The sequence below is a fragment of the Methylobacterium haplocladii genome, from assembly GCF_007992175.1.
Lineage (GTDB): Bacteria > Pseudomonadota > Alphaproteobacteria > Rhizobiales > Beijerinckiaceae > Methylobacterium > Methylobacterium haplocladii.
Genome location: NZ_BJZT01000034.1, coordinates 16,333 through 35,871 on the forward strand (window position 1 = coordinate 16,333; position 19,539 = coordinate 35,871).

The window sequence follows — 19,539 nt, forward strand, 5'->3', positions numbered from 1 at the left end:
GCGCTGCGGCGTAGGCGCCCGAAGGCGGTCGGTACCCGCCGTCTGCGCTTGCATTCCGGCCCGCGCCCCGCCAACAAGCGGCGCGAAGGCTATTTGGAACGCGCCCCGGCGCATCGGCACCATCGCGGAGCAAGGCATGCCCAAGATCACCTACGTCGATCACGCAGGCACGGCCCGCACGATCGACGGTCAGGTCGGATCGACCGTGATGGAGACCGCGATCCGCAACAACGTGCCCGGCATCGACGCCGAGTGCGGCGGCGCCTGCGCCTGCGCGACCTGCCACGTCTATGTCGACGACGCCTGGATGGAGGCCGTCGGCCCGTCCGAGCCGATGGAGCAGGACATGCTCGACTTCGCCACGGACGTCCGCTCGACGTCCCGCCTGTCCTGCCAGATCCGGATCAAGCCCGAACTCGACGGCCTCACGGTGACGACGCCGGCGCGGCAGGGCTGAGGGGGCGCCGGCCGAGAGCCTCGGCGAAGCGCAGCAGGTAGCCGTCCTGGTCCTGCACGAGGCACTGCCTCAGGCCCGTCTCTTGATCGCCGACCCGGTACCAAGCCTCGTGGGCCGGGCGAAACAGCGGCCAGCCGGCTGCACCGAGCCGCGCCAGGATCGGATCGAGCGCCGCCACCGCGATCTGCAGATTGATGCCACGGCCGAAGGGACGCTCCAGCGGCGCGGTCTCCCAATTGCCGTTGACGAGGTTGAGCATCACCTGCGCGCCCTCCCGTTCGAGATAGGCGAAGCCCGCCTCAGGCCGGGCATAAGCGACGCGGAAGCCGATCCGGTCGCGCCAGAAGGACAAGCTCGCGTCGAGATCGGTGACGTCGAGTTCCGGCACCAGCGCGCTGAAGCCGCCCTCTGGCAGACGATCGCTCATTTCAGCAGCGACCGCGTCGCCGCGTCGATCCCACCAAGCGTCAGCGGAAACATCCGCTCCGAAAAAATACGCCGCATCATGCCGATCGACTGCGTGTAGGCCCAGTGCGCCTCGGGAACCGGGTTGAGCCAGGCGGCCTTCGGGAAGTGATCGAGCACGCGGTTCATCCAGACCTGTCCCGGCTCCTCGTTCCAATGCTCCACCGAGCCGCCGGCCATGGCGATCTCGTAGGGGCTCATGGAGGCGTCGCCGACGAAGACCACGCGGTAATCCGAGCCATAGGTGCGGATCACGTCGATCAGGGGCGTGCGCTCCTCGTGGCGGCGGCGGTTCTCGGTCCAGACCGACTCGTAGGGGCAGTTGTGAAAGTAGAAGTGAGCGAAGTGCTTGAATTCGCTGCGGCAGGCCGAAAACAGCTCCTCGGCGAGCTCCACGTGCCAATCCATGGAGCCGCCGACGTCGAGAAACAGCAGCACCTTCACGGCGTTGCGCCGCTCAGGGCGCAGCCGCACGTCGATATAGCCCTGCCGCGCGCTCTCGCGGATGGTGGAGTCGAGATCGAGTTCTTCCACCGCGCCCGTGCGGGCAAAACGGCGTAGCCGGCGCAGCGCGATCCGCATGGTGCGCGTGCCGAGCTCGACGCCGTCGTCGAGATCCCGAAACTCGCGCTTGTCCCAGACCTTCACCGCGCGAAAATTGCGGTTGCCGTCCTGGCCGATGCGGATGCCCTCGGGGTTGTAGCCGTAGGCGCCGAAGGGGGAGGTGCCCCCCGTGCCGATCCATTTCGAGCCGCCCTGGTGGCGCTCCTTCTGTTCGGCGAGGCGCTGCTTCAGGGTCTCGAACAGCTTGTCCCAGCCGAGCGCCTTCAGCTCGGCCTTCTCGTCGTCGGTGAGATACTTCTCGGCGAGTTTGCGCAGCCATTCCTCGGGGATGGCTGCGGGCTCCATCGCCTCGCCCACCGTCTCGACGCCCTTGAAGACCTCGCCGAAGACCCGGTCGAAGCGGTCGAGGTTGCGCTCGTCCTTCACCAGGGCGGTTCGCGCCAGCAGATAGAACTCTTCCACCTGCTTCTCCGCGAGGTCGCGGTCGAGCGCGTCGATGAGTGTCAGGTGCTCGCGCAGCGTGACCGGGACCTTGGCCGCGCGCAGGGCGGTGAAGAGATTGAGCAGCATTGCGGACGACACCACCCGAGGCTGCCGCCGGGGTCAAGCCCGGGCCGTCCGGTCACGCCGGCGTTAGGGAAGCGCCAGCAATTCTCGTGACTTGGCTAAGAATCTCGCAAGCGTGGCAGCGCTCCACCCACTCACCTGTGGAAAGAATCTGATTCCGGTGGATATGTCGAGGCTGCGGCTTTGGAGAGTCATCGACTCCGTCACGAAGCTGACAATCAAGTCAATGCACTAAGTCCAGCGTACCCGGACTTGTCGGCCGGATGGTTGTGATGACTGTCGTCTTGCGTTCCTTGAGCGACTTCAAACGGTTTCTACGGAAGCCGGGCGCCACGATTCAGATCGTGCACAACACCCTCATCGAGCGGCAACCGCCGCAATTCCGCGAAGCCTATCGGCGCAAGGGGCTCTACGAGCCGCGCACCGTGCGGGCCATGTCGAAGAAGGCGGCGGTGTTTGACGTGAAGGGCCACGAGGAGACGGTCTGGCTCTACTGGGACAAGGGCACCCGCAAGTGGCGCTTCCACGGTGACACCGTCGCCGTGCCGATCAACGCTGCGATGGGCGCGCCGGACGAGGTGGTCTACCGCTGCAGCCTGGCGGATGAGCCGCCCAGCTCCCGCCCGCCGCCTCCGTTGATGAACGACGACGACGAGCGCGACGCGGACCGGGACGATTGAAGCGGTTCGAGCGTTACGGATCTGCCATCACCCACGCCCGTCATGCCGAGGTGCTCGCGTGAGCGAGCCTCGAAGCATGAGGATCGTGGTGATTGCCACGTGACGTTGCGACTTGGACCGGTGATCGTCCCGATCAGGCCGATTTGCCGAGCGCCGCCTTGGTCTTCTCGTCCTTCGCGGCGTCCGCCGCTTTCACGTCCACGGTCTTGCCGATCGTGCGGCGGGCACGGAAGACCGGACGGGTCTCCGCCTCTTTGCGCTTGAGCATGGTGCGGAATTCATCGCGGCGCTCGTGGATCGAGGCGATGACGAGGCCCATCGGCACGCCGACATCCACGAGCACCGCCTCCGACAGCTGCAGCGAGGCCTCTATCGTCTCCGGCACGGCGTCGTCGACGCCCATCTCGTAGAGTTCGGTCGCGTGGCGGGCGTCGCGGGCGCGGGCGACGATGGTGAGATCGGCCCGCTCGGCACGGGCTGCCTGCACCACGGCCTCCACGCGGCTCGGCGTGTCGAGCGTTACGACGAGGGCGCGCGCCGTGGCGATGTCGCAGCGGCGCAGCAGCTCGGTGTTCGAGGAGTCTCCGAAATAGACCGGGTTGCCGAGGCGGCGTTGTTCGCCGACCCGGACAGGATCGGAATCGAGGGCGATGAACGGGATCTTGTGGCGCTTCAGCATCTCGCCGACGAGGCGGCCGACGCGGCCGTAGCCCGCGATGATGACGCGATCCTGCTGCGCGTCCGGCGGCGGCTCGGCCCGAGCCCGACCGAGATTGGTCCCGGTCGTGCGCCGGCCGATCCGCCGGGCCAGGAGCGCCAAAGGCGGGATCGCTACCATGGTCACGGTGGTGACGACGAGGGCGGTCTGGCCGAGGCCATCCGGCACGAGGCCGCCGGCAATGGCGCCGCCGAGCAGCACGAAGGCGAACTCGCCGCCGGGGCCGAGCAGCAAGGCCGCCTCGAAGGCTACCGCCTTCGGCAGCCGCATGATGCGAGCGGCGATCAGGATCACCGCGCCCTTCACCACGAGCAGCGCGATGGCGAGGCCGAGAATCAGCACCGGCGCCGCGACGAGCTGAGCCGGATCGAGGCTCATGCCCACCGAGACGAAGAACACACCGAGAAGCAGGCCCTTGAACGGATCGATCGTCGCCTCGATCGCGCGGCGATACTCGGTCTCGGCGAGCAGCAGGCCGGCGACGAATGCGCCGAGCGTCATCGACAGGCCACTCGCCGCCGCCGTCAGCGATGTCGCGGCGATGACGAGGAGGCAGGCCGCCATGAACAGCTCGGGGGACTTGGTCCGCGCTACGAGCTGGAACAGCGGGCGCAACGCCAGCCGGCCGGCGATGACGATGACGACGATCGCCACCGCCGCCTGACCCAACGCCAGGGCGAGCGCGCTGCCGACATTGCCGCCGTCGTTGCGGCCGAGCACCGCGATGGCGAACAGGACCGGGGCGACGGCCAGATCCTGAAACAGCAGCACCGCGAAGCTGGTGCGGCCGGACGGCGTGTTGAGGCGCTTCTGCTCGGCGAGCACCGGAAGCACCACGGCGGTGGACGAGAGCGCAAGCCCGATCCCGACGACGATGGAGGCAGCCGCCGGCTGGCCCGTGACGGCGAGGAGGCCGCCGATCGCGGTGGCCGAGGCGATCACCTGGATCGAACCGAGACCGAAGACGAGCCGGCGCAGGACGCGCAGGCGCTCCCAAGACAGCTCGACGCCGATCATGAACATCAAGAAGATCACGCCGAACTCGGCGAGATGCGAGATCTCGGCGCGGTTGCCGATGGTGACCGGCCCGAGCCAGGGATACGCTTCGGCGAGCCGCCCCAGGCCGAAGGGGCCGAGCAGCGCACCCGCGCCGATGAAGCCGAGCACCGGGCTGATCCGCAGGCGATGAAACAGCGGCACCACCACACCCGCCGTCACCAGGAAGATGATCGCTTCCTTGTAGGCGCCGAGATGCTCGGCCGTTGCGGCGACCTGTGCACCGCCTGCGATCGGATCGGTCATCGGCGCGCTTGCCCAGCCTTCTCTGCGAGGGTCGACCGTCCGCAAGCAGGACGGCCACCCCAGCATCATGGAGGTGCAAGCCTCGACGGGGCAACCGGAATTCGGCCGCGGACGGATTTTTCGCCGATATGGCCGGGACCAAGCTCGGCCGGTGTGCCGCAGCACACATCGAGCCTGCCTCGCCTGTCGAACGGCGGCACACGCGCCGGTAGCGGCCTGATGCATGAAAGCCACCATCCACCGGTTCGTTCGCGCATGGCGCACACGGCACAACTTCGGCACAATGCCCGCATAACCAGCGTGTTAACGAACCCTTAAGGTCGCGCTTGGTGCACCTCACAAAACTCCCGATCGCCGGGAGTTCTCCTTCTGGCCGTGACGGCCCAGCGGGAGTTTCGTGAGAAACACCCAGGCGCCCTTTCGAGCCCGAGTTGACCGCATGCTCACCCTCCGCAAGCAGCCTCCGAACCGGGACGTCCTACGCGAACGGCGCGAATGGGCCCTGGATTCGCAGCGCTGGAAGCAGGCGCGCGACGTGGAGCGCGGCTACAAGATCAAGTGGGGCTATGTCGGGATCGCGTATCTCGTCGAGTTCATGGTCATCGGCGCCTCGCTCGCCGGCGCGTGGCTGTTCGCGGATTATTACAGCGATGGTGACAACCGCGCCTTCCACTTCATGCTGCTGGCCCCGCTGGTCTACGCCGCGGTAGAGCTCTGCCGTGTGCCGCTGGGCATCCTGGCCCGCACGCAGCGCTCCTGGTTCATCAAGGGGCTCGCGATCCTCGGCATCGTCTTCGCCGCCGGCGTGACCACCAAGTCCGTGTCGCAGCTCGGCGAGATGATGTTCCACCCCCGCCTGATGGATGCGGCCAAGGCGAAGACCGCCATGAAGGACGCACAGAACGACCGCGCCTCCATCGACACCCGCATCGCCGCCGCCGATGCCCGCGTGGCGCAGTACACGAACGAACTGGAGCAGATCGAGCGGCGTGGAGCCGAGAACTCCTCACAGCTCGCCGGCCTGCCGGCCCAGCGCTGCGAACGCATCTCCGGCACCAACAGCAGGGGCAAGGCCTATTCGAACCTGAAGTGCGTCGCCGATCCCCGCGTCGCCACGCTGAACGCCGCCGTCTCCAAGGCCGGCGCCGACCGCGGCGCCGTGATCAAGGATCTGGAAGCGGCCCGTCAGGCGCGCGCCGGAATCGACCGGGCCGCCGCCGACCGCAAGGTCGCCGACACCGAGCAGGCCTATCGCAACGCGGTCAACCGCTCGCAGCTGCACAGCTTCACCGCGATGGTCTACGGCGTCGACCCGATCGAGGTGACCGACGCGCAGGTGCACGCCTTCCTGCGCATCTTCGTATTCGTGCCGGCGCTCTGTGCCGCCTTCGCCTCGACCATCCTGGCGCTCTCGGCGGTCTCGGTGCGCCGGACCTTCATGGACGAAGACGATCTCGGCGCCGACGTCTCGGCGGAGGCGACGCCCTACCTGCTGGCCTCGATCACCGAAGCCCTGCGGGAGGAGCAGCAGCTCAGCAATCCGCGGCCGATGGTGCCGCCGACGGTCGCGGCGTCGGGCTCCATCATCCCGATCGACCGGCAGGCCGCGAGCCGCCAGCCGCCCCTCGTCCAGTCGAACCTGCCGGCCTCCAGCACGGGAGCCACCGCATGAGCATCCATACGTCGGGTACCCAGGAAAACCTCGTCCTCGCCCAGAACGTCAACGGCCGGCTGCGGGCGGAATCCCGAATCATCTTCGCCCGCGCCTTCATGCAGCGGGCGATCGGGGCGGGGATCTTCGTGGCGCTGGCCGGCGTGGGCATCGGCGCGGCGTCGTACGGCTGGGCCTACATGAACCAGTTCGACTCGGCGGCGGAGCGGATCGCAGCGGCGATGCAGACGGCGCTCTCCGACGTGACGCTCAAGACCAAGGGCGAGGTCACGCTCACCGACAACACCCTGAAGCTCGAAGGCCTCCCCGCGCAGCGCGAGCCCGCGGTGCCGACGCCGACCAAGGCCCAGCTCGGCGCGGATTCGTCTCCAAGCTCGAAGGCGCCGGTGAACACCACCTTCACGGTGTTCAAGCAGGTGCCCTACATGGACGGCCAGATCGTGACCGGCTGGAACTTCAAGCCGGCCGAGGAGAAGCCCTACCAGCAGTATTGCTACTTCTCGCGCCGCACGAACGAGGCGAAGGGGCAGGTCGAGATCAAGATCGACGTCGCCATGGACGGCAAGATCCTGCCGCAGCCGCAGAAATCGGACGTGAACCTCGCGATCCTGGGCACGAACTGCGTGTGGCACGACGGGAAGTCGCTTTAGCGTCTGATCCTTGCGGGGGAGGGGCCGGCCGCGTAGTCCCCCGGCAAGCCCCTGCAACGCGAAGGCCCCGATGCGCTTTACCGGAACCGACTCCTACGTCGCGACCTCGGACCTCACCACCGCCGTCAACGCCGCGATCGTGCTGGAGCGACCGCTGCTGGTGAAGGGCGAGCCCGGCACCGGCAAGACGGTGCTGGCCGAGGAGATCGCCCGGGGCCTCGGCGCGCCGCTGCTGACCTGGAACATCAAGTCGACCACCAAGGCGCAGCAGGGCCTGTACGAATATGATGCCGTCTCGCGGCTTCGGGACTCGCAGCTCGGCGATCCGCGCGTCTCGGACATCGCCAACTACATTCGCCGCGGCAAGCTCTGGCAGGCATTCACCGCGCCCGAGCGGCCGGTTCTGCTGATCGACGAGGTCGACAAGGCCGACATCGAGTTTCCGAACGACCTCCTGACCGAACTCGATCGCATGGAGTTCCATGTCTACGAGACCGGCGAGACGGTGAAGGCGGCGCAACGCCCGATCGTGATCATCACCTCGAACAACGAGAAGGAGCTGCCGGACGCCTTCCTGCGCCGCTGCTTCTTCCACTACATCCGCTTCCCCGACGCCGAGACCCTGAAGGCCATCGTCGACGTCCACTATCCCGGCATCAAGCACCGCCTCGTCGAGGAGGCCCTGCGGGTGTTCCTCGAGACCCGCGAGGTGCCGGGCCTCAAGAAGAAGCCCTCGACCTCCGAGTTGCTCGATTGGCTCAAGCTGCTGGTCTCGGAAGACGTGGCACCGGAGACGCTTCGTGAGCAGGATGGACGCAAGCTGATCCCACCACTGCATGGCGCGCTCCTGAAGAACGAGCAGGACGTGAGCCTGTTCGAGAAGCTCGCCTTCTTGACGCGGCGGAAGGGATGAGGCCGGAAGCCGCACGAACTCAGCGGGACCCCCGGCGGACGGCGCGCTTTGCTGTTTCAGCCGACGCCACGGGCACGCACGAAGGATAGGCAGGCTTCACGCTCGGCCAGTTCGAAGACACGGTCGAACAGCGCCTGCATCTCGGCCGCCTGCCATTCGCGGTCCGGGTTCTTCGTGGCCGGGGCGGGAAGCGTGCGGGAACGGTACTCCTCCGCAGCTCCAGGCTCTCGTTCTGCCATGTCGTCGCCGACGCGGGCTGTCGGCTCCGACCACGAACCAGGCGCCGCATTGGCCAGAAACGCTTCGGCGGGGATGCCGAGTGCGTCGGCGATGCGCTGTACGATCCGGAGGGCCCTGTCGTTCTCCGATCGGCCGGGCCGGTGATCCTCCGAGGTCAAGCGTCCCACCCGCAGCGTGCAATCGAGGAGCGGTGCATGACGCTCACCAGGAGATCCGGCGCGATCGAGCCGGCGATCCGCGCAGGCGGGCATCCGTGTATTCTGCCGTATCGGCCACCATCGGATGAGCACCTGCCAGTGCGGAATGTACGTGCAAGATAAGGGCGGACAGCTCGCGCGCCGTTATCGCGTTGTGCAAGACATAGGCGCGGGTGATCGCCACGGTGAGCGCGATCCGATTTTGTGGGCGGCGGCTTGGTCTCGGCATGGTAAGGCTGCACATGTTGCTGCCGCAGCGGCGCGGCATCCGACGTCGCCTAAAGTATAGCTCCGAGCCCGCTTCCTGCTTGACTGGACACGCGCGATCGCTTGACTGCGAGCGCGAAGTCAAGAATCGGATCTGTGAAGAGCGATGAGAACACTGTTCTCAACCGAGAATATTCACGCGAAAAACAAGTTTCGCCGCTGGAGCGAGGTGGTCTTCGACCGGATCGTACCCGTCGAGCAATCGGCGTTGGGGGAAATTCCCTTCGACGGGAAGATCGAAACCGCCGATGTCGGCTCCCTGCTGATCTCGCGCGTATCGCAGAGCGCGCTGCGGACCGAGGCGACACCGGCGACCATCCGCCGGCACCACAAGCACGACACACTGACCGTGACGATCAAGCTCGCCGGTGTCTCGACCACGGCGCAGGACGGCCGGGACTCCGTGCAGCGCCGGGGCGATATCGTCGTGATCGATCGCCGGCCGACCGTGCTCTCGTCCAGCGCCGGCAGCCGGTCCTACCTCCTGGAGGTGCCGCGCGCCCGCCTCGAAAGCGCGCTGGGCTGCGCGCGCTCCTATGCGGCGCTGACGATCGGATCGGAGCTCGCCAGCGCGTCTCTGGTCAGGACCTTCTTCGAGGAACTGGTCCGCGTCCAGGACCGCCTCGCTCCCGACAGCGCCGATCGCATGGCTTCGGTCGGCATCGACCTCCTGGTGGCCAGCATCGCGGACCGCCTGGCCCGCGACGTGCCGAAACCCCTGTACGGCACCGTCGTCGTGCAGCGGGCCAAGGCTCACATCCAGGCGCATCTCGGCGATCCGATGCTCGATCCCGGTGCGCTGGCCGCTGCCCTCGGCGTGTCGCTGCGTCGTCTGCAGGCGCTGTTCCAGGAGCGCGGCCAGTGCGTGTCCGACTGGATCTGGCGGTGCCGGCTCGAACGTGCCGCCCTGTGGCTCGCGGAACCCGGCCGCAGCCACATGTCGATCGGCGAACTCGCCTATGGCTGCGGCTTCGTCAGCCAGGCGCATTTCGCGCGCCGGTTCAGGGATCGCTATGGGATGACGCCGAGCGACCACAGGCGCCGCGCCTTCGGCAGCCCGCCATAGCCTCCGCGCGCTAACCCCGTCCTGCCGGCACAGATCTCCGCCACCTGCCCCAGCAGATCGAGCGCTTCCGCCTTCGAGCGCCGGAAAGCGTTGTGCCCGATCGTCGATCCGGACCCACCGCCGGTCTGGATCGCACGGCTGTCGTCGAGGAAGGGCGCATCCTCGGCCGCCCCGCCACCGGAAACGATCGAGATGCGGCGCCCGTCGAAGGCGCATTGCAGCACGTGCTTCGGCCGCGCGCTGCCGCTCGGCACGCCGGCCTTCTCGTAGACCTTTCGCGCAGCGCCCCGCTCGATGTGATCGGTGGGCAGCTTCATCTCGATGGTGCGCGCACCGAACTCGGCCGCGAGGGGCGAACCCGCGCGCGGGAACCAAGCTCCGGCGTCACCCATGCGAGGCAACCCAGTTCGAACCGGTGCGCGCCACGGCCTCCAGCGCATCCACGTCGCCACCGCTGATCGCGGGCAGCGCATGGGTGATGCGTTCGGGCTCCCAGTCCCACCAAGCGATCGCCTGCATCCGCGCGGCCTCAGTCTCGCTCAAACGCCGACGGACGATCCGGGCCGGGTTGCCGGCGACGATCGCATAGGGCGGCACGTCCTGGGCCACGACGGCGAGCGTACCGATCACGGCGCCGTCGCCGATGGTCACGCCCGGCATCACCGTGGCGCCCATGCCGAACCAGACGTCGTTGCCGACGACCGTGTCGCCGCGATTCGGAAAATCCAGCTCGCCGGGAAAGCATCCGGTCCAGCCGCCGCCGAAGATCGGGAACGGATAGGTCGAGGGGCCGCTCATGCGGTGGTTGCCGCCGTTCATCAGGAAGCGTGTACCGGCGGCGATGGCGCAGAAGCGCCCGATCACCAGCCGGTCGCCGAGAAATGGGAAGTGGTAGAGGATGTTGTCGAGGAAGGCGTTCGGCCCGGCCGGGTCGTCGTAATAGGTGTAGGCGCCGACCGAGACGGTATCGGGCAGGGCGAGATTCTTGACGAAGGTCACCCGGCGATGACCGGAGAGCGGATGCAGAAGATCCGGATCGGGGCCGAAGCGCGGATCGTGCGGCATGGCGTCCTCATTCGCAGAGGTCAGGGGCGCCCCGATGTGGGAGGGCTTTCCGGCCGCTCTATGTCGTGACGCGAAACGGCACCCCGGAAACCCGGAGCACGCGCACCATGAAAACCAGAAAGCTCGGCCGCACGGGCCTCGACGTCTCGGCGCTCTGCCTCGGGTGCATGACCTATGGCATCCCCGAGCGCGGCCCCCATTCCTGGACGTTGCGCGAGGCGGACAGCCGGCCGCTCCTGAAGAGGGCGCTCGATCTCGGCTTCAACTTCTTCGACACGGCCAACTATTATTCCGACGGCACCAGCGAAGAGATCGTCGGCCGGGCGCTCAAGGACCTTGCGGTGCGCGACGAGATCGTGATCGCCACCAAGGTGTTCTATCCGCTGAAGGACCGGCCCAATGCCGGCGGCCTCTCGCGCAAGGCGATCTTTTCCGCGATCGACGCCTCGCTGAAGCGCCTCGGCACCGATTGCGTCGATCTCTACCAGATCCACCGCTGGGACCCCGCCACGCCAATCGAAGTGACGCTGGAGGCGCTGCACGACGTCGTGAAGGCGGGCAAGGCCCGGTATATCGGCGCCTCCTCGATGTTCGCCTGGCAGTTTTCGAAGGCGCTCTACACCGCCGATCTCAACGGCTGGACGCGCTTTTCGACCATGCAGGACCACTACAACCTGCTCCACCGCGAGGAGGAGCGCGAGATGCTGCCGCTCTGCGCCGACCAGGGCATCGCCGTGCTGCCCTGGAGCCCGCTCGCCCGCGGGCGGCTGACGCGGGACTGGGACGCAGGCTCCCCCCGGCAGGAGACGGACGCCGTCGGCAAGGGCCTCTACGACGCCACCGCGGAGGCCGACCGCCGCGTGGTCGAGGCCGTGGCGAAGGTGGCGGCGGAGCGCGGCGTCCCGCGCGCGCAGGTGGCGCTCGCCTGGGTCTTGTCGAAGCCGGTCGTCACCGCGCCGATCGTCGGCGCCTCGAAGCCGCAGCATCTCGACGACGCGGTGGCGGCCCTCGACCTGCGCCTCACGGACGACGAGATCGCCGCGCTCGAAGCGCCTTACGTCCCGCACGCCCCCGTCGGTTTCTCGTGACTCCCTCCCGCCGCCTCATCCTGCTGCGCCACGCCAAATCCGCTTGGCCCGCGGGCGTTGCCGACATCGACCGCCCGCTCAATGCCCGCGGCCGCGCCGCCGCGCCGCGCATGGGGGCCTATCTCGCGGCGGAGGGGCTTCTGCCCGACCACGTGATGGTCTCGCCGGCCCGGCGCACGGCGGAAACCTGGGACTTGGTGCGCGGCGCGCTTCCGGCGATCGAGGCCGAGACCGTGCCGATGATCTACGAAGCCTCCCCCAGCCGTATCCTCGACGCCGTACGCTCCGCGCCCGATGCCGCCCGCAACCTCCTGGTGATCGGACACAATCCGGGCTTCCAGGACCTCGCGCTGCTTCTCGCCCGCAGCGGCGACGCGACCGCGCGCCAAAGCCTCCGGGAGAAATTTCCGACGGCCGGGCTCGCGGTGATCGATCTCCCGGTCGCGGGCTGGAGCGGTGTCGGCCGGGGAGGGGGGCGGCTGGAGCGCTACGTGACGCCGCGGATGTTGGCGGAGGCCGGCGAGCGCTGACAGTCCGGCGTCCGCCGCTGGGGTGAAGGAGCCATGGCGCGCTCTCCAGCGACAGCGCGCATCGGTCGAGTACACGACAAACATCGATGTGCGACCGAGGCGCAACTCACAAACTTTACTCGCGCCGGGCATGGAGAGCGAGCCCGATCAATCATTACGAGTATAGTTGGCCAAAGATCGTTCATTGTGTCGATCTAACATTTGGTGATATGCATATCGTGCCTAGAAACAGTCAATCGATCCGGCTCGCATGCGCAACCTAAGGTGATTTTTGCTTGCTCCATAGTAACCGATGACTTTCTGTCGCACGACGAACGCTGTGACTTTGAGGATGTCGTTAGGAATGACTGCTATCGGTGCTTCGTAGAGTCCGCCGCAAACAGGGCCGAGAATATGCCTCCTTCCACCGGCGAGACACGAAGGCTGGCCGCGCTGGTCAGAACCGGCCTGCTCGCCGCAGCCGCGGACGAGACCTTCCTGAGCCTGGTCAGCGCCGCATCCGGCGCCTTCGGGATGCCGATCGCGACGATCTCGCTGGTCGGCCGGGACGACCAGACCTACTTCGCGAAGGTCGGAATCGGTGCCGAGGCGACGGAGCGGAGCATCTCGTTCTGCTCGCAAACCATCGCATGCGACGCGCCCCTGGTGGTTCTCGACGCGGGTCGCGATCCACGCTGGCGCGACAATCCTCTCGTGCGGGGCGAGCCGCATATCCGCTTCTATGCCGGCGTGCCCCTGTACATCGAAGGCCAGGCGATCGGTACCTTCTGCGTCATCGACACCGTCCCACACGCCGGCTTCACCGAGCTCCAGCGCCAGATGCTGCAGCGTTACGCGACGATCGCCGGCGAAATGCTGGAGCTGCGCAGCCTGAAGGCGGGCGCCGACAGGGAGCGCGCCCGCTTCAAGCGCCTGAGCGAGGCTTGCCCGGACGGGATGACGATCGCCGACGGGGATGGGCACGTGCTGCATTGGAACGGCGCGGCCGAGCGGCTGCTCGGCTACACGGCCGAGGAAGCCCGGCATCTGCGGATCACAGACCTGCTTCCCGAGGGCGATCGGGCAGCCGCGGGATTCCGGGCATGGATCGACGTGGTTCTGGGGGAGGTTCGGGAAATCGACCTCGTGAACCGGAGCGGGGTCGTGCGACACATGGAAATCTCCGTGTCCCGCTGGCGCGAAGATGAGGAGACGTTTCACGGTATGGTCCTGCGCGACACCTCGGGGCGCCGGGAGAAGGAGCAGGCGCTTCACCGGCTCGCCCATTGCGACGGGCTGACCGGGCTGCCGAACCGGGCCGCGATGCGCGCGCAGCTAGGGGCGGCGATGCGGGGCGGCGCCGTAGGGGTGCTGCTCGTCGACCTCGACGGCTTCAAAGACGTGAACGACACGATCGGCCACGCGGCCGGCGACGAGGTGCTGCGGGAAGCCGCCGCCCGCCTCGTCGAGAGCATCCGGGCCACCGATATCGTCACGCGCATCGGTGGCGACGAGTTCGTGGTCATCCTGCCGGGTTGCGGCGATGCGTCGAAGGCCGGGGACGTGGCCGATCGCATCGTGGCGGCGATGGAGGAGCCGCTGCTGATCAATGACCGGACGGTACGGATCGGCGCCAGCGTCGGCATCGCCCTTGCCCCTGCCCAAGCCGAGACCATCGACGATCTGCTCCTCTGTGCCGATCTCGCGGTCTACAAGGCGAAGGCGGAAGGCCGGCACCGGCAGCGTCTCTACACGCCGTCGCTCCGGGCGGTGGTGTCCGAGCGCCAGCGCTTCGTCCACGAGTTCCATCGCGCCATCGAGCGAGACGAGTTCGTCCTCCACTATCAACCGCAGGTCCGGCTGAAGGATGGGGCCCTCGTCGGAGCCGAAGCCCTGATCCGTTGGCAGCACCCGGAGCACGGGCTTCTGCAGCCGGGCGCCTTCCTGCCGGCCCTGCTGTCGAGCCGGCATGCGGTCACCGTCAACGACTGGGTCCTGCGCACCGCCTGCACGCAGGCCGCCGCCTGGCTGCCGTTCACCGACCGACAGTTCCGGATGGGCGTCAACGCCTGTGCGGTGCGCCTGCATTCCGGCGAGATCTCCGCTTTCACCATGGACACGCTCGCGGCCACCGGCCTCCCGGCCGAGAACCTGGAGCTCGAGATCACCGAGACCGTGGTGCTCGCCCACGAGGGCGCCTGCACCGCGGCCCTGCGCGAACTGCGCGCACAGGGCATCGGCATCGCCTTCGACGACTTCGGGACGGGCTATGCCTCGCTGAGCATGCTGGAGGATTTCCCGCTCAACCGGCTGAAGATCGACCGGTCCTTCGTGCGCAAGATGAACGATGCCCCGGACGTGCCCGTCATCCGCGCGATCCTGCAACTCGCCAAGAGCTTCGGGCTCGACGTGATCGCAGAGGGCATCGAGACAGAGGACCAACTCCGCCGGCTGCGGAAGAAGGGCTGTGCGGAGGGCCAGGGCTATCTGTTCAGCCGGCCGATCCCCGCCGATGAATTCCAATCGACCTTCATCCACGCCGCGCCGACGGCCGCCATCGGACTCAGGCGGGTGGCTTGACCTGGAGCCGCGCCCGATCGCGGCAACGTGATCCGGCTCGCGGCAGCCGTCGAGTCGATCGCCCGCCCGTTCTCGGCCTGTCCTGTGCCGGAGTGCGGATCAAGCGGTGGACCGCGCATGCGCGCGGCCGTTGTGCTACGAACGTCAAGTTCGAACCCACCGAGATCCCATCCGTGCTTCTCGAAGCGCTCCTCGCCCTGACGACGGTCCTGCCGCGCCTCGATGCGGGTGTTGAGGCCGCGCGGGCGCGGCTCGCTCCCTTCGAGCGGCCGCCGCTGCGGTCGACGCTCGACGCGAACCCGCCGGCGCCGGCGCCGGCGCTGCCGTATTTCAGCGCAACGGCGCGGGCGGTGTCGAACTGGCGCGACGAGGCTGGGGCGTCGCTGATGCCGGCCTCCCTCGCGCTCGTCGTGAAATACGCGAGCGCGGAGCCGGGCTTCGTCGCGCGCTGCGTCAAGCTCAACAACTACTGGTGCATCAAGCAGGCCCGCTGGCGCGGGGAACTCGGCGGCGACGGCGAGGGCCATACCGGCTTCGCCACCGCGGCCGATGGGGCCGACGCCGCTGCGAGCCTGCTGCGCCGCTACTATCGCGAGTTCGGCCGCCGCACGGCGCTGGCCGTCGTGCGGCGCTGGGCTCCGGCGGAATGCGGCGGCGGCCCCGCGGCCGTATCGCCGCCGGCCGGCGCCACGCGGCTTGCGTCCGGCCCGCGGGTCTCGACGGCCCTGGCGCCGCGCGGCCTCGGACGGACCCTGCGTGCCCGCTTCCTCGCCGGGCATGCGCGCGGCGGCGCACCGCGCCGTGCCGCCGCGCGTGCGGGTGGCGATTTGCGGGTGCAGCCCTGGTCGGCCCGGGCGCGCCTCGCCGGACATCCGGGACGGGTCGCCCGCATCGCCGCGCCGAAGCCCGTCGCCGACATCGCGGCCGGGATCGGACCGTCACCGTCCGTGAAGACGAGGCCCGAGGCGGCTCAGCCGATCCGGGGACTTGCGGCGGCGAGCGGACTCGCGCTGCCGCCCCGGTTCCCCCTCGATACGCCGCCTGCGGCCGTGCGCCCGGTCCCCGCGCCCGTGCGCGGCGCGGACAACCCGTCCGCATTGCTCGCCTCGGATCGGCTGGTGGCCGAGTCGGCGAACCTGCCCTCGATCGTGGCGGGCTTGCCTGCCGGCAGCCTGCTCGACCTGCGCGTGCCGGCACCGTTCTGCAGCACCGACGAGACTCGCATCCGCGCCTATGCCGACCGGATCGCCACCAGCGTCGGGCTCAAGCCGGAGGACGACCTCGGCCTGTTCACCGCCGACGGCACGCCGACCGCTCGCCTCGCCCCGGTAATGCTGGCGATGTCCGCGGTGGAACTCGGCTCGCTGCGGGCGACCCCGGCGCTGATCGCGGCGGCGATCGGACGGCTGGAGCGGGGCTTTACGGGGGCGGCGGCTTCGGCGGCGAACTGAGATCGGGGCCTACGACCCGGACCATTCCCTTCGGCCCATGTCGAACGAGCATTCAAACGACGCCATCGTCAAATCTGCTGCGTTCCAGCGGTGCGAACGCTGATGCGGTGATAAAAATCGTTCGGCCGATCGTCGAGCACAGGTCGATCCGACGGCTGCGCGCCATCGCTTCATTCGCTCAAGTCTTCGGGCGAGCGACCCGCCAGCAAGCCCTCGATCCGCTGCAGCCGCATCAAGATGCGCGCGATCCCCATCAGCAGAAATCCTCCGATCCAGCAGGTGGCGACGATCTCGACGCGGATGTCGCTCTGGATCACGAAGGAGGCCACGAGGCCTCCGATGAGCGAGATGATCGCGACGATGGTCAGCAGAATGTTCAATCGATTGCCCTGGGTGTGTGCCCTGTGCCGCGACTTGTGCGGTACGCGGGCGCGGCGTCAATCGTCGGAGCAACCGACGTGCGGGAAGGTTCGCAAAAGTCCCTGCCCGCACCCTGATCTCAACCTCACGGGTGCCGCAGGAAACCAGCGCAGTTCCGGGCGACAGCCTTGCACCACACCCGCCCGCGCGCCACCTCAACCGTCGCCATCCTCCCGTTCCAGCGCGCCCGAGCCCGTCCTTGCCGCCTCTGTCCGACTTCGCCGCGCAAGCCGGCTCCGCGATCAAGGCGTTTGCCGAAGCCTCCAGCGATCTCCTGATCCAGCCGACGTTGCGCCTCGGCGTCACCGGGCTGGCGCGCTCGGGCAAGACGGTGTTCACCACCGCGCTGATCCACCACCTCGTCGAGGGCCACCAGCTGCCGGCCTTCACGCCCGCGCAGGAGGGGCGCCTGCGCCGCGCCCGGCTCGTGCCGCAGCCGGACGACGACGTGCCGCGCTTCCCCTTCGAGGAGCATTTTTCGGCGCTGACCGGGGAGCGGCGCTGGCCGCGCTCCACGGACCGGATCAGCCAGTTTCGGCTGGCCATCGAGTATGAGCGCACCGGCGGCTGGCGCACCGGCCCCGGCACCTTGAACCTCGACGTGGTGGACTATCCCGGCGAGTGGCTGCTCGATCTGGCGTTGATCGAACAGAGCTATGTCGGCTGGTCGCGCGCCACCATCCTCGGCACCCGCCGGGCGGGGCGGGCGGCGATGGCCGCGCCCTGGCTCGACACGCTGAAGGGGCTCGACCCCGACGGGCCGCTCGACGAGTTGGTTGCCGAGCGCGCGGCGGATGCCTTCAAGGCCTATCTCGCGGCGCTCCGCGCCGGGCCCGAAGCCGTCGCGACGACGCCCCCCGGGCGCTTCCTGATGCCCGGTGACCTCGCCGGTTCGCCGATGCTCACCTTCGCACCGCTCGATCGACTCGGCGAAAGCATCAGGCCCGACAGCCTCGCCGCGCTGATGGAGCGCCGCTTCGAGGCCTACAAGGCCAAGGTCGTGGTGCCGTTTTTTCGCGATCACTTTCAACGTGTGGATCGGCAGATCGTCCTCGTCGACGTGCTCTCCGCCGTCGATGCCGGGCCGGCGGCTCTGGCCGAACTGGAGGAGGCGATCGACGCTGTACTGCTGTCATTCCGCATCGGCCGCAACACGCTGTTTTCGTACTTTTTCGCGCCGCGAGCGGACAAGATCCTGTTTGCCGCCACCAAGGCCGACCACCTCCATCAGACCAGCCACGACCGCCTAGACGCACTGCTGCGCCTCCTCGTGGCCCGTGCGATGCGCCGGACGGAGGCCGCCGGCGCCCGGGTCGGCACTGTAGCCCTGGCCTCGGTGCGGGCCACGCGCGAGACCACGGTGCATGACGGCGACCTCGTGCTGCGTGCCGTCTCCGGCACGCCGGAGACCGGCGAGCAGGTCGGCGACGATATTTTTGATGGTTCGACCGAAGCCGCGGTGTTTCCCGGTGAGCTGCCGGCGAGCGCTGAAGCCGTGCTCGAGGGCGCGGTGCCGCCGGGATCGCTGCGCTTTCCGCGCTTCCGGCCGCCGGTGCTCAAGCCGGATGCGCTCGGCCGGCCGGGCGATCTGCCGATGATCCGGCTCGATCGGGCAATGCAGTTTCTGATCGGGGATCGCCTGTCATGAGCCAACGCCCCCGTGCCTTCCGGATCCCCAGCGTCGACGCTGTCGAGACTGCCGACGCCCCGACGGCGACGGCCGAAAAAATCCGGCTGGTCGAAGAGCCCTTCGAGATCGTCGAGGCCGCCGACGGCGTCGTGGTGCCGGTGGCGCCCAAGCGCCGGGCACCTTGGGCTAGCCTGCTCTTCGCGGCGCTCGGCGGCCTCGTCTCGATCGCGGTCGGCCTGTCGATCGAACGTTTGATTGTCGATCTCTTTGCCGCCGCACCCTGGCTCGGCTGGGTCGCGCTGGCGCTGCTGGCCCTGGCGCTGATCGCGCTGACCGCCATCGTCGCCCGCGAAATCGCCGGGGTTTGGCGCGAGCGCAAGATCGAGGTGTTGCGCGCCACCGCCATGGAGGCGCTGGCGACGCGGGATCACACGGCAGCACAGGGGGTCGTGAAGGATCTGCGCGCCTTCTACAGTGACCGCCCGGCGCTGGCCGAAGGCCGCGCCCGCCTCGACGCGCTCGGCGATGCCATCCTCGATGTCGACGACCGCATCGGCATCGCCGAGCGCGAGTTGCTCGCCCCCCTCGACGCGCGGGCGAAGAATGCCATCGCCCAATCCGCCAAGCAGGTTTCGGCGGTGACGGCGCTCTCGCCGCGCGCCATCGTCGATGTCGCCTTCGTGGTGTTCGCGGCCGTGCGCCTGCTGCGCCGGATCGCGGCGATCTACGGCGGGCGACCCGGCTTCCTCGGCTTCCTGCGGCTGGCGCGGGCTGCCTTCGCCCATCTCACCGTCACCGGCGGCATGGCGGTGGGGGAGGGGGTGATCCAGCAGGTGCTCGGTCTCGGCCTCGCCGCCCGCGTCTCGGCGAAGCTCGGGGAGGGCATCCTGAACGGCCTGATGACCGCCCGCTTCGGCCTCGCGGCGATGGCCGTCTGCCGGCCGCTGCCCTTCACCCGCGAGAGCCCGCCGACGGTCAACGACGTTGCCGGGGAGCTGCTGCGGGCGCGGCAGGACGACACGGCGTGACGCGCTTCCC

Annotated in this window: 20 protein-coding genes; 12 read left to right on the plus strand and 8 right to left on the minus strand. The window is 68.5% G+C overall.

What is annotated here, in order from left to right; all coding sequences use genetic code 11:
* The first annotated feature begins 136 nt into the window (after positions 1–136).
* A complete protein-coding gene (locus MHA02_RS15480; RefSeq protein WP_147080219.1) occupies positions 137–457 on the plus strand; it encodes a 2Fe-2S iron-sulfur cluster-binding protein in 321 nt (106 codons plus the stop codon).
* On the opposite strand, the gene MHA02_RS15485 is transcribed toward MHA02_RS15480, so the two are convergent.
* Complete coding sequence (locus MHA02_RS15485) at positions 426–884, minus strand: bleomycin resistance protein (RefSeq protein ID WP_147080221.1); 459 nt, start codon at positions 882–884, stop codon at positions 426–428. The genes MHA02_RS15480 and MHA02_RS15485 overlap by 32 nt on opposite strands.
* Positions 881–2,056 carry a vWA domain-containing protein gene (locus tag MHA02_RS15490; RefSeq protein WP_147080223.1) on the minus strand — a complete coding sequence of 392 codons (1,176 nt, stop codon included), beginning with the start codon at positions 2,054–2,056 and terminating at the stop codon, positions 881–883. The genes MHA02_RS15485 and MHA02_RS15490 overlap by 4 nt, the downstream gene beginning before the upstream one ends.
* Positions 2,057–2,325: 269 nt before the next feature.
* Here MHA02_RS15490 and MHA02_RS15495 point away from each other — a divergent pair, with 269 nt between their 5' ends.
* Positions 2,326–2,733, plus strand: coding sequence for a hypothetical protein (locus MHA02_RS15495; RefSeq protein ID WP_147080225.1), 408 nt, complete (start codon positions 2,326–2,328; stop codon positions 2,731–2,733).
* 133 nt (positions 2,734–2,866) lie between these two features.
* Here the strand turns inward: MHA02_RS15495 and MHA02_RS15500 are convergent, their stop codons facing one another.
* Complete coding sequence (locus MHA02_RS15500) at positions 2,867–4,753, minus strand: cation:proton antiporter domain-containing protein (protein ID WP_147080227.1); 1,887 nt, start codon at positions 4,751–4,753, stop codon at positions 2,867–2,869.
* Between the two features lie 439 nt (positions 4,754–5,192).
* Between MHA02_RS15500 and MHA02_RS15505 the strand changes: the two genes are divergently transcribed.
* From MHA02_RS15505 to MHA02_RS15515, 3 genes are all read left to right on the plus strand, one after another.
* A complete protein-coding gene (locus MHA02_RS15505; protein WP_147080229.1) occupies positions 5,193–6,425 on the plus strand; it encodes an ATPase in 1,233 nt (410 codons plus the stop codon).
* Entirely contained in the window at positions 6,422–7,075 is a 654-nt protein-coding gene (locus MHA02_RS15510) for a hypothetical protein (protein ID WP_147080231.1), read from the plus strand. The genes MHA02_RS15505 and MHA02_RS15510 overlap by 4 nt, the downstream gene beginning before the upstream one ends.
* A gap of 70 nt (positions 7,076–7,145) precedes the next feature.
* Positions 7,146–7,988 carry an AAA family ATPase gene (locus MHA02_RS15515; protein WP_147080233.1) on the plus strand — a complete coding sequence of 281 codons (843 nt, stop codon included), beginning with the start codon at positions 7,146–7,148 and terminating at the stop codon, positions 7,986–7,988.
* A gap of 56 nt (positions 7,989–8,044) precedes the next feature.
* Here the strand turns inward: MHA02_RS15515 and MHA02_RS15520 are convergent, their stop codons facing one another.
* Both MHA02_RS15520 and MHA02_RS15525 read right to left on the minus strand, forming a co-directional pair.
* Positions 8,045–8,386 (minus strand): hypothetical protein, encoded by a 342-nt coding sequence (locus MHA02_RS15520; RefSeq protein ID WP_147080235.1) that lies wholly within the window; start codon positions 8,384–8,386, stop codon positions 8,045–8,047.
* 43 nt (positions 8,387–8,429) lie between these two features.
* The gene (locus MHA02_RS15525; RefSeq protein WP_147080237.1) at positions 8,430–8,609 is read right to left on the minus strand and encodes a Ros/MucR family transcriptional regulator; all 180 of its coding nucleotides are present in this window, start codon (positions 8,607–8,609) and stop codon (positions 8,430–8,432) included.
* Positions 8,610–8,798: 189 nt separating this feature from the next.
* Between MHA02_RS15525 and MHA02_RS15530 the strand changes: the two genes are divergently transcribed.
* On the plus strand, positions 8,799–9,758 hold the full coding sequence (locus MHA02_RS15530; RefSeq protein ID WP_147080239.1) for a helix-turn-helix domain-containing protein: 960 nt from the start codon (positions 8,799–8,801) through the stop codon (positions 9,756–9,758).
* Here the strand turns inward: MHA02_RS15530 and MHA02_RS15535 are convergent.
* Positions 9,704–10,150: a beta/alpha barrel domain-containing protein gene (locus tag MHA02_RS15535; protein ID WP_147080241.1), complete on the minus strand. Its 447-nt coding sequence runs from the start codon at positions 10,148–10,150 to the stop codon at positions 9,704–9,706. The genes MHA02_RS15530 and MHA02_RS15535 overlap by 55 nt on opposite strands.
* A complete protein-coding gene (locus tag MHA02_RS15540; RefSeq protein WP_147080243.1) occupies positions 10,143–10,823 on the minus strand; it encodes a CatB-related O-acetyltransferase in 681 nt (226 codons plus the stop codon). The genes MHA02_RS15535 and MHA02_RS15540 overlap by 8 nt, the downstream gene beginning before the upstream one ends.
* A 107-nt stretch (positions 10,824–10,930) precedes the next feature.
* Here MHA02_RS15540 and MHA02_RS15545 point away from each other — a divergent pair, with 107 nt between their 5' ends.
* The 4 genes from MHA02_RS15545 (at position 10,931) to MHA02_RS15560 (ending at position 16,451) form a co-directional block, all read left to right on the plus strand.
* On the plus strand, positions 10,931–11,911 hold the full coding sequence (locus MHA02_RS15545; protein WP_147080245.1) for an aldo/keto reductase: 981 nt from the start codon (positions 10,931–10,933) through the stop codon (positions 11,909–11,911).
* A complete protein-coding gene (locus MHA02_RS15550; protein WP_147080247.1) occupies positions 11,908–12,441 on the plus strand; it encodes a SixA phosphatase family protein in 534 nt (177 codons plus the stop codon). The genes MHA02_RS15545 and MHA02_RS15550 overlap by 4 nt, the downstream gene beginning before the upstream one ends.
* Before the next feature lie 393 nt (positions 12,442–12,834).
* A complete protein-coding gene (locus MHA02_RS15555; protein ID WP_147080249.1) occupies positions 12,835–15,000 on the plus strand; it encodes a putative bifunctional diguanylate cyclase/phosphodiesterase in 2,166 nt (721 codons plus the stop codon).
* A gap of 173 nt (positions 15,001–15,173) precedes the next feature.
* Complete coding sequence (locus MHA02_RS15560; RefSeq protein ID WP_147080251.1) at positions 15,174–16,451, plus strand: serine/threonine-protein kinase; 1,278 nt, start codon at positions 15,174–15,176, stop codon at positions 16,449–16,451.
* 170 nt (positions 16,452–16,621) lie between these two features.
* Here the strand turns inward: MHA02_RS15560 and MHA02_RS15565 are convergent, their stop codons facing one another.
* A complete protein-coding gene (locus MHA02_RS15565) occupies positions 16,622–16,831 on the minus strand; it encodes a hypothetical protein (protein WP_147080253.1) in 210 nt (69 codons plus the stop codon).
* A 239-nt stretch (positions 16,832–17,070) separates the two neighbouring features.
* On the opposite strand from MHA02_RS15565, the gene MHA02_RS15570 reads away from it, so the two are divergent.
* Both MHA02_RS15570 and MHA02_RS15575 read left to right on the plus strand, forming a co-directional pair.
* Positions 17,071–18,519 (plus strand): YcjX family GTP-binding protein, encoded by a 1,449-nt coding sequence (locus MHA02_RS15570; protein ID WP_147080255.1) that lies wholly within the window; start codon positions 17,071–17,073, stop codon positions 18,517–18,519.
* A complete protein-coding gene (locus MHA02_RS15575) occupies positions 18,516–19,529 on the plus strand; it encodes a YcjF family protein (protein ID WP_147080257.1) in 1,014 nt (337 codons plus the stop codon). The genes MHA02_RS15570 and MHA02_RS15575 overlap by 4 nt, the downstream gene beginning before the upstream one ends.
* Positions 19,530–19,539: the final 10 nt, after the last annotated feature.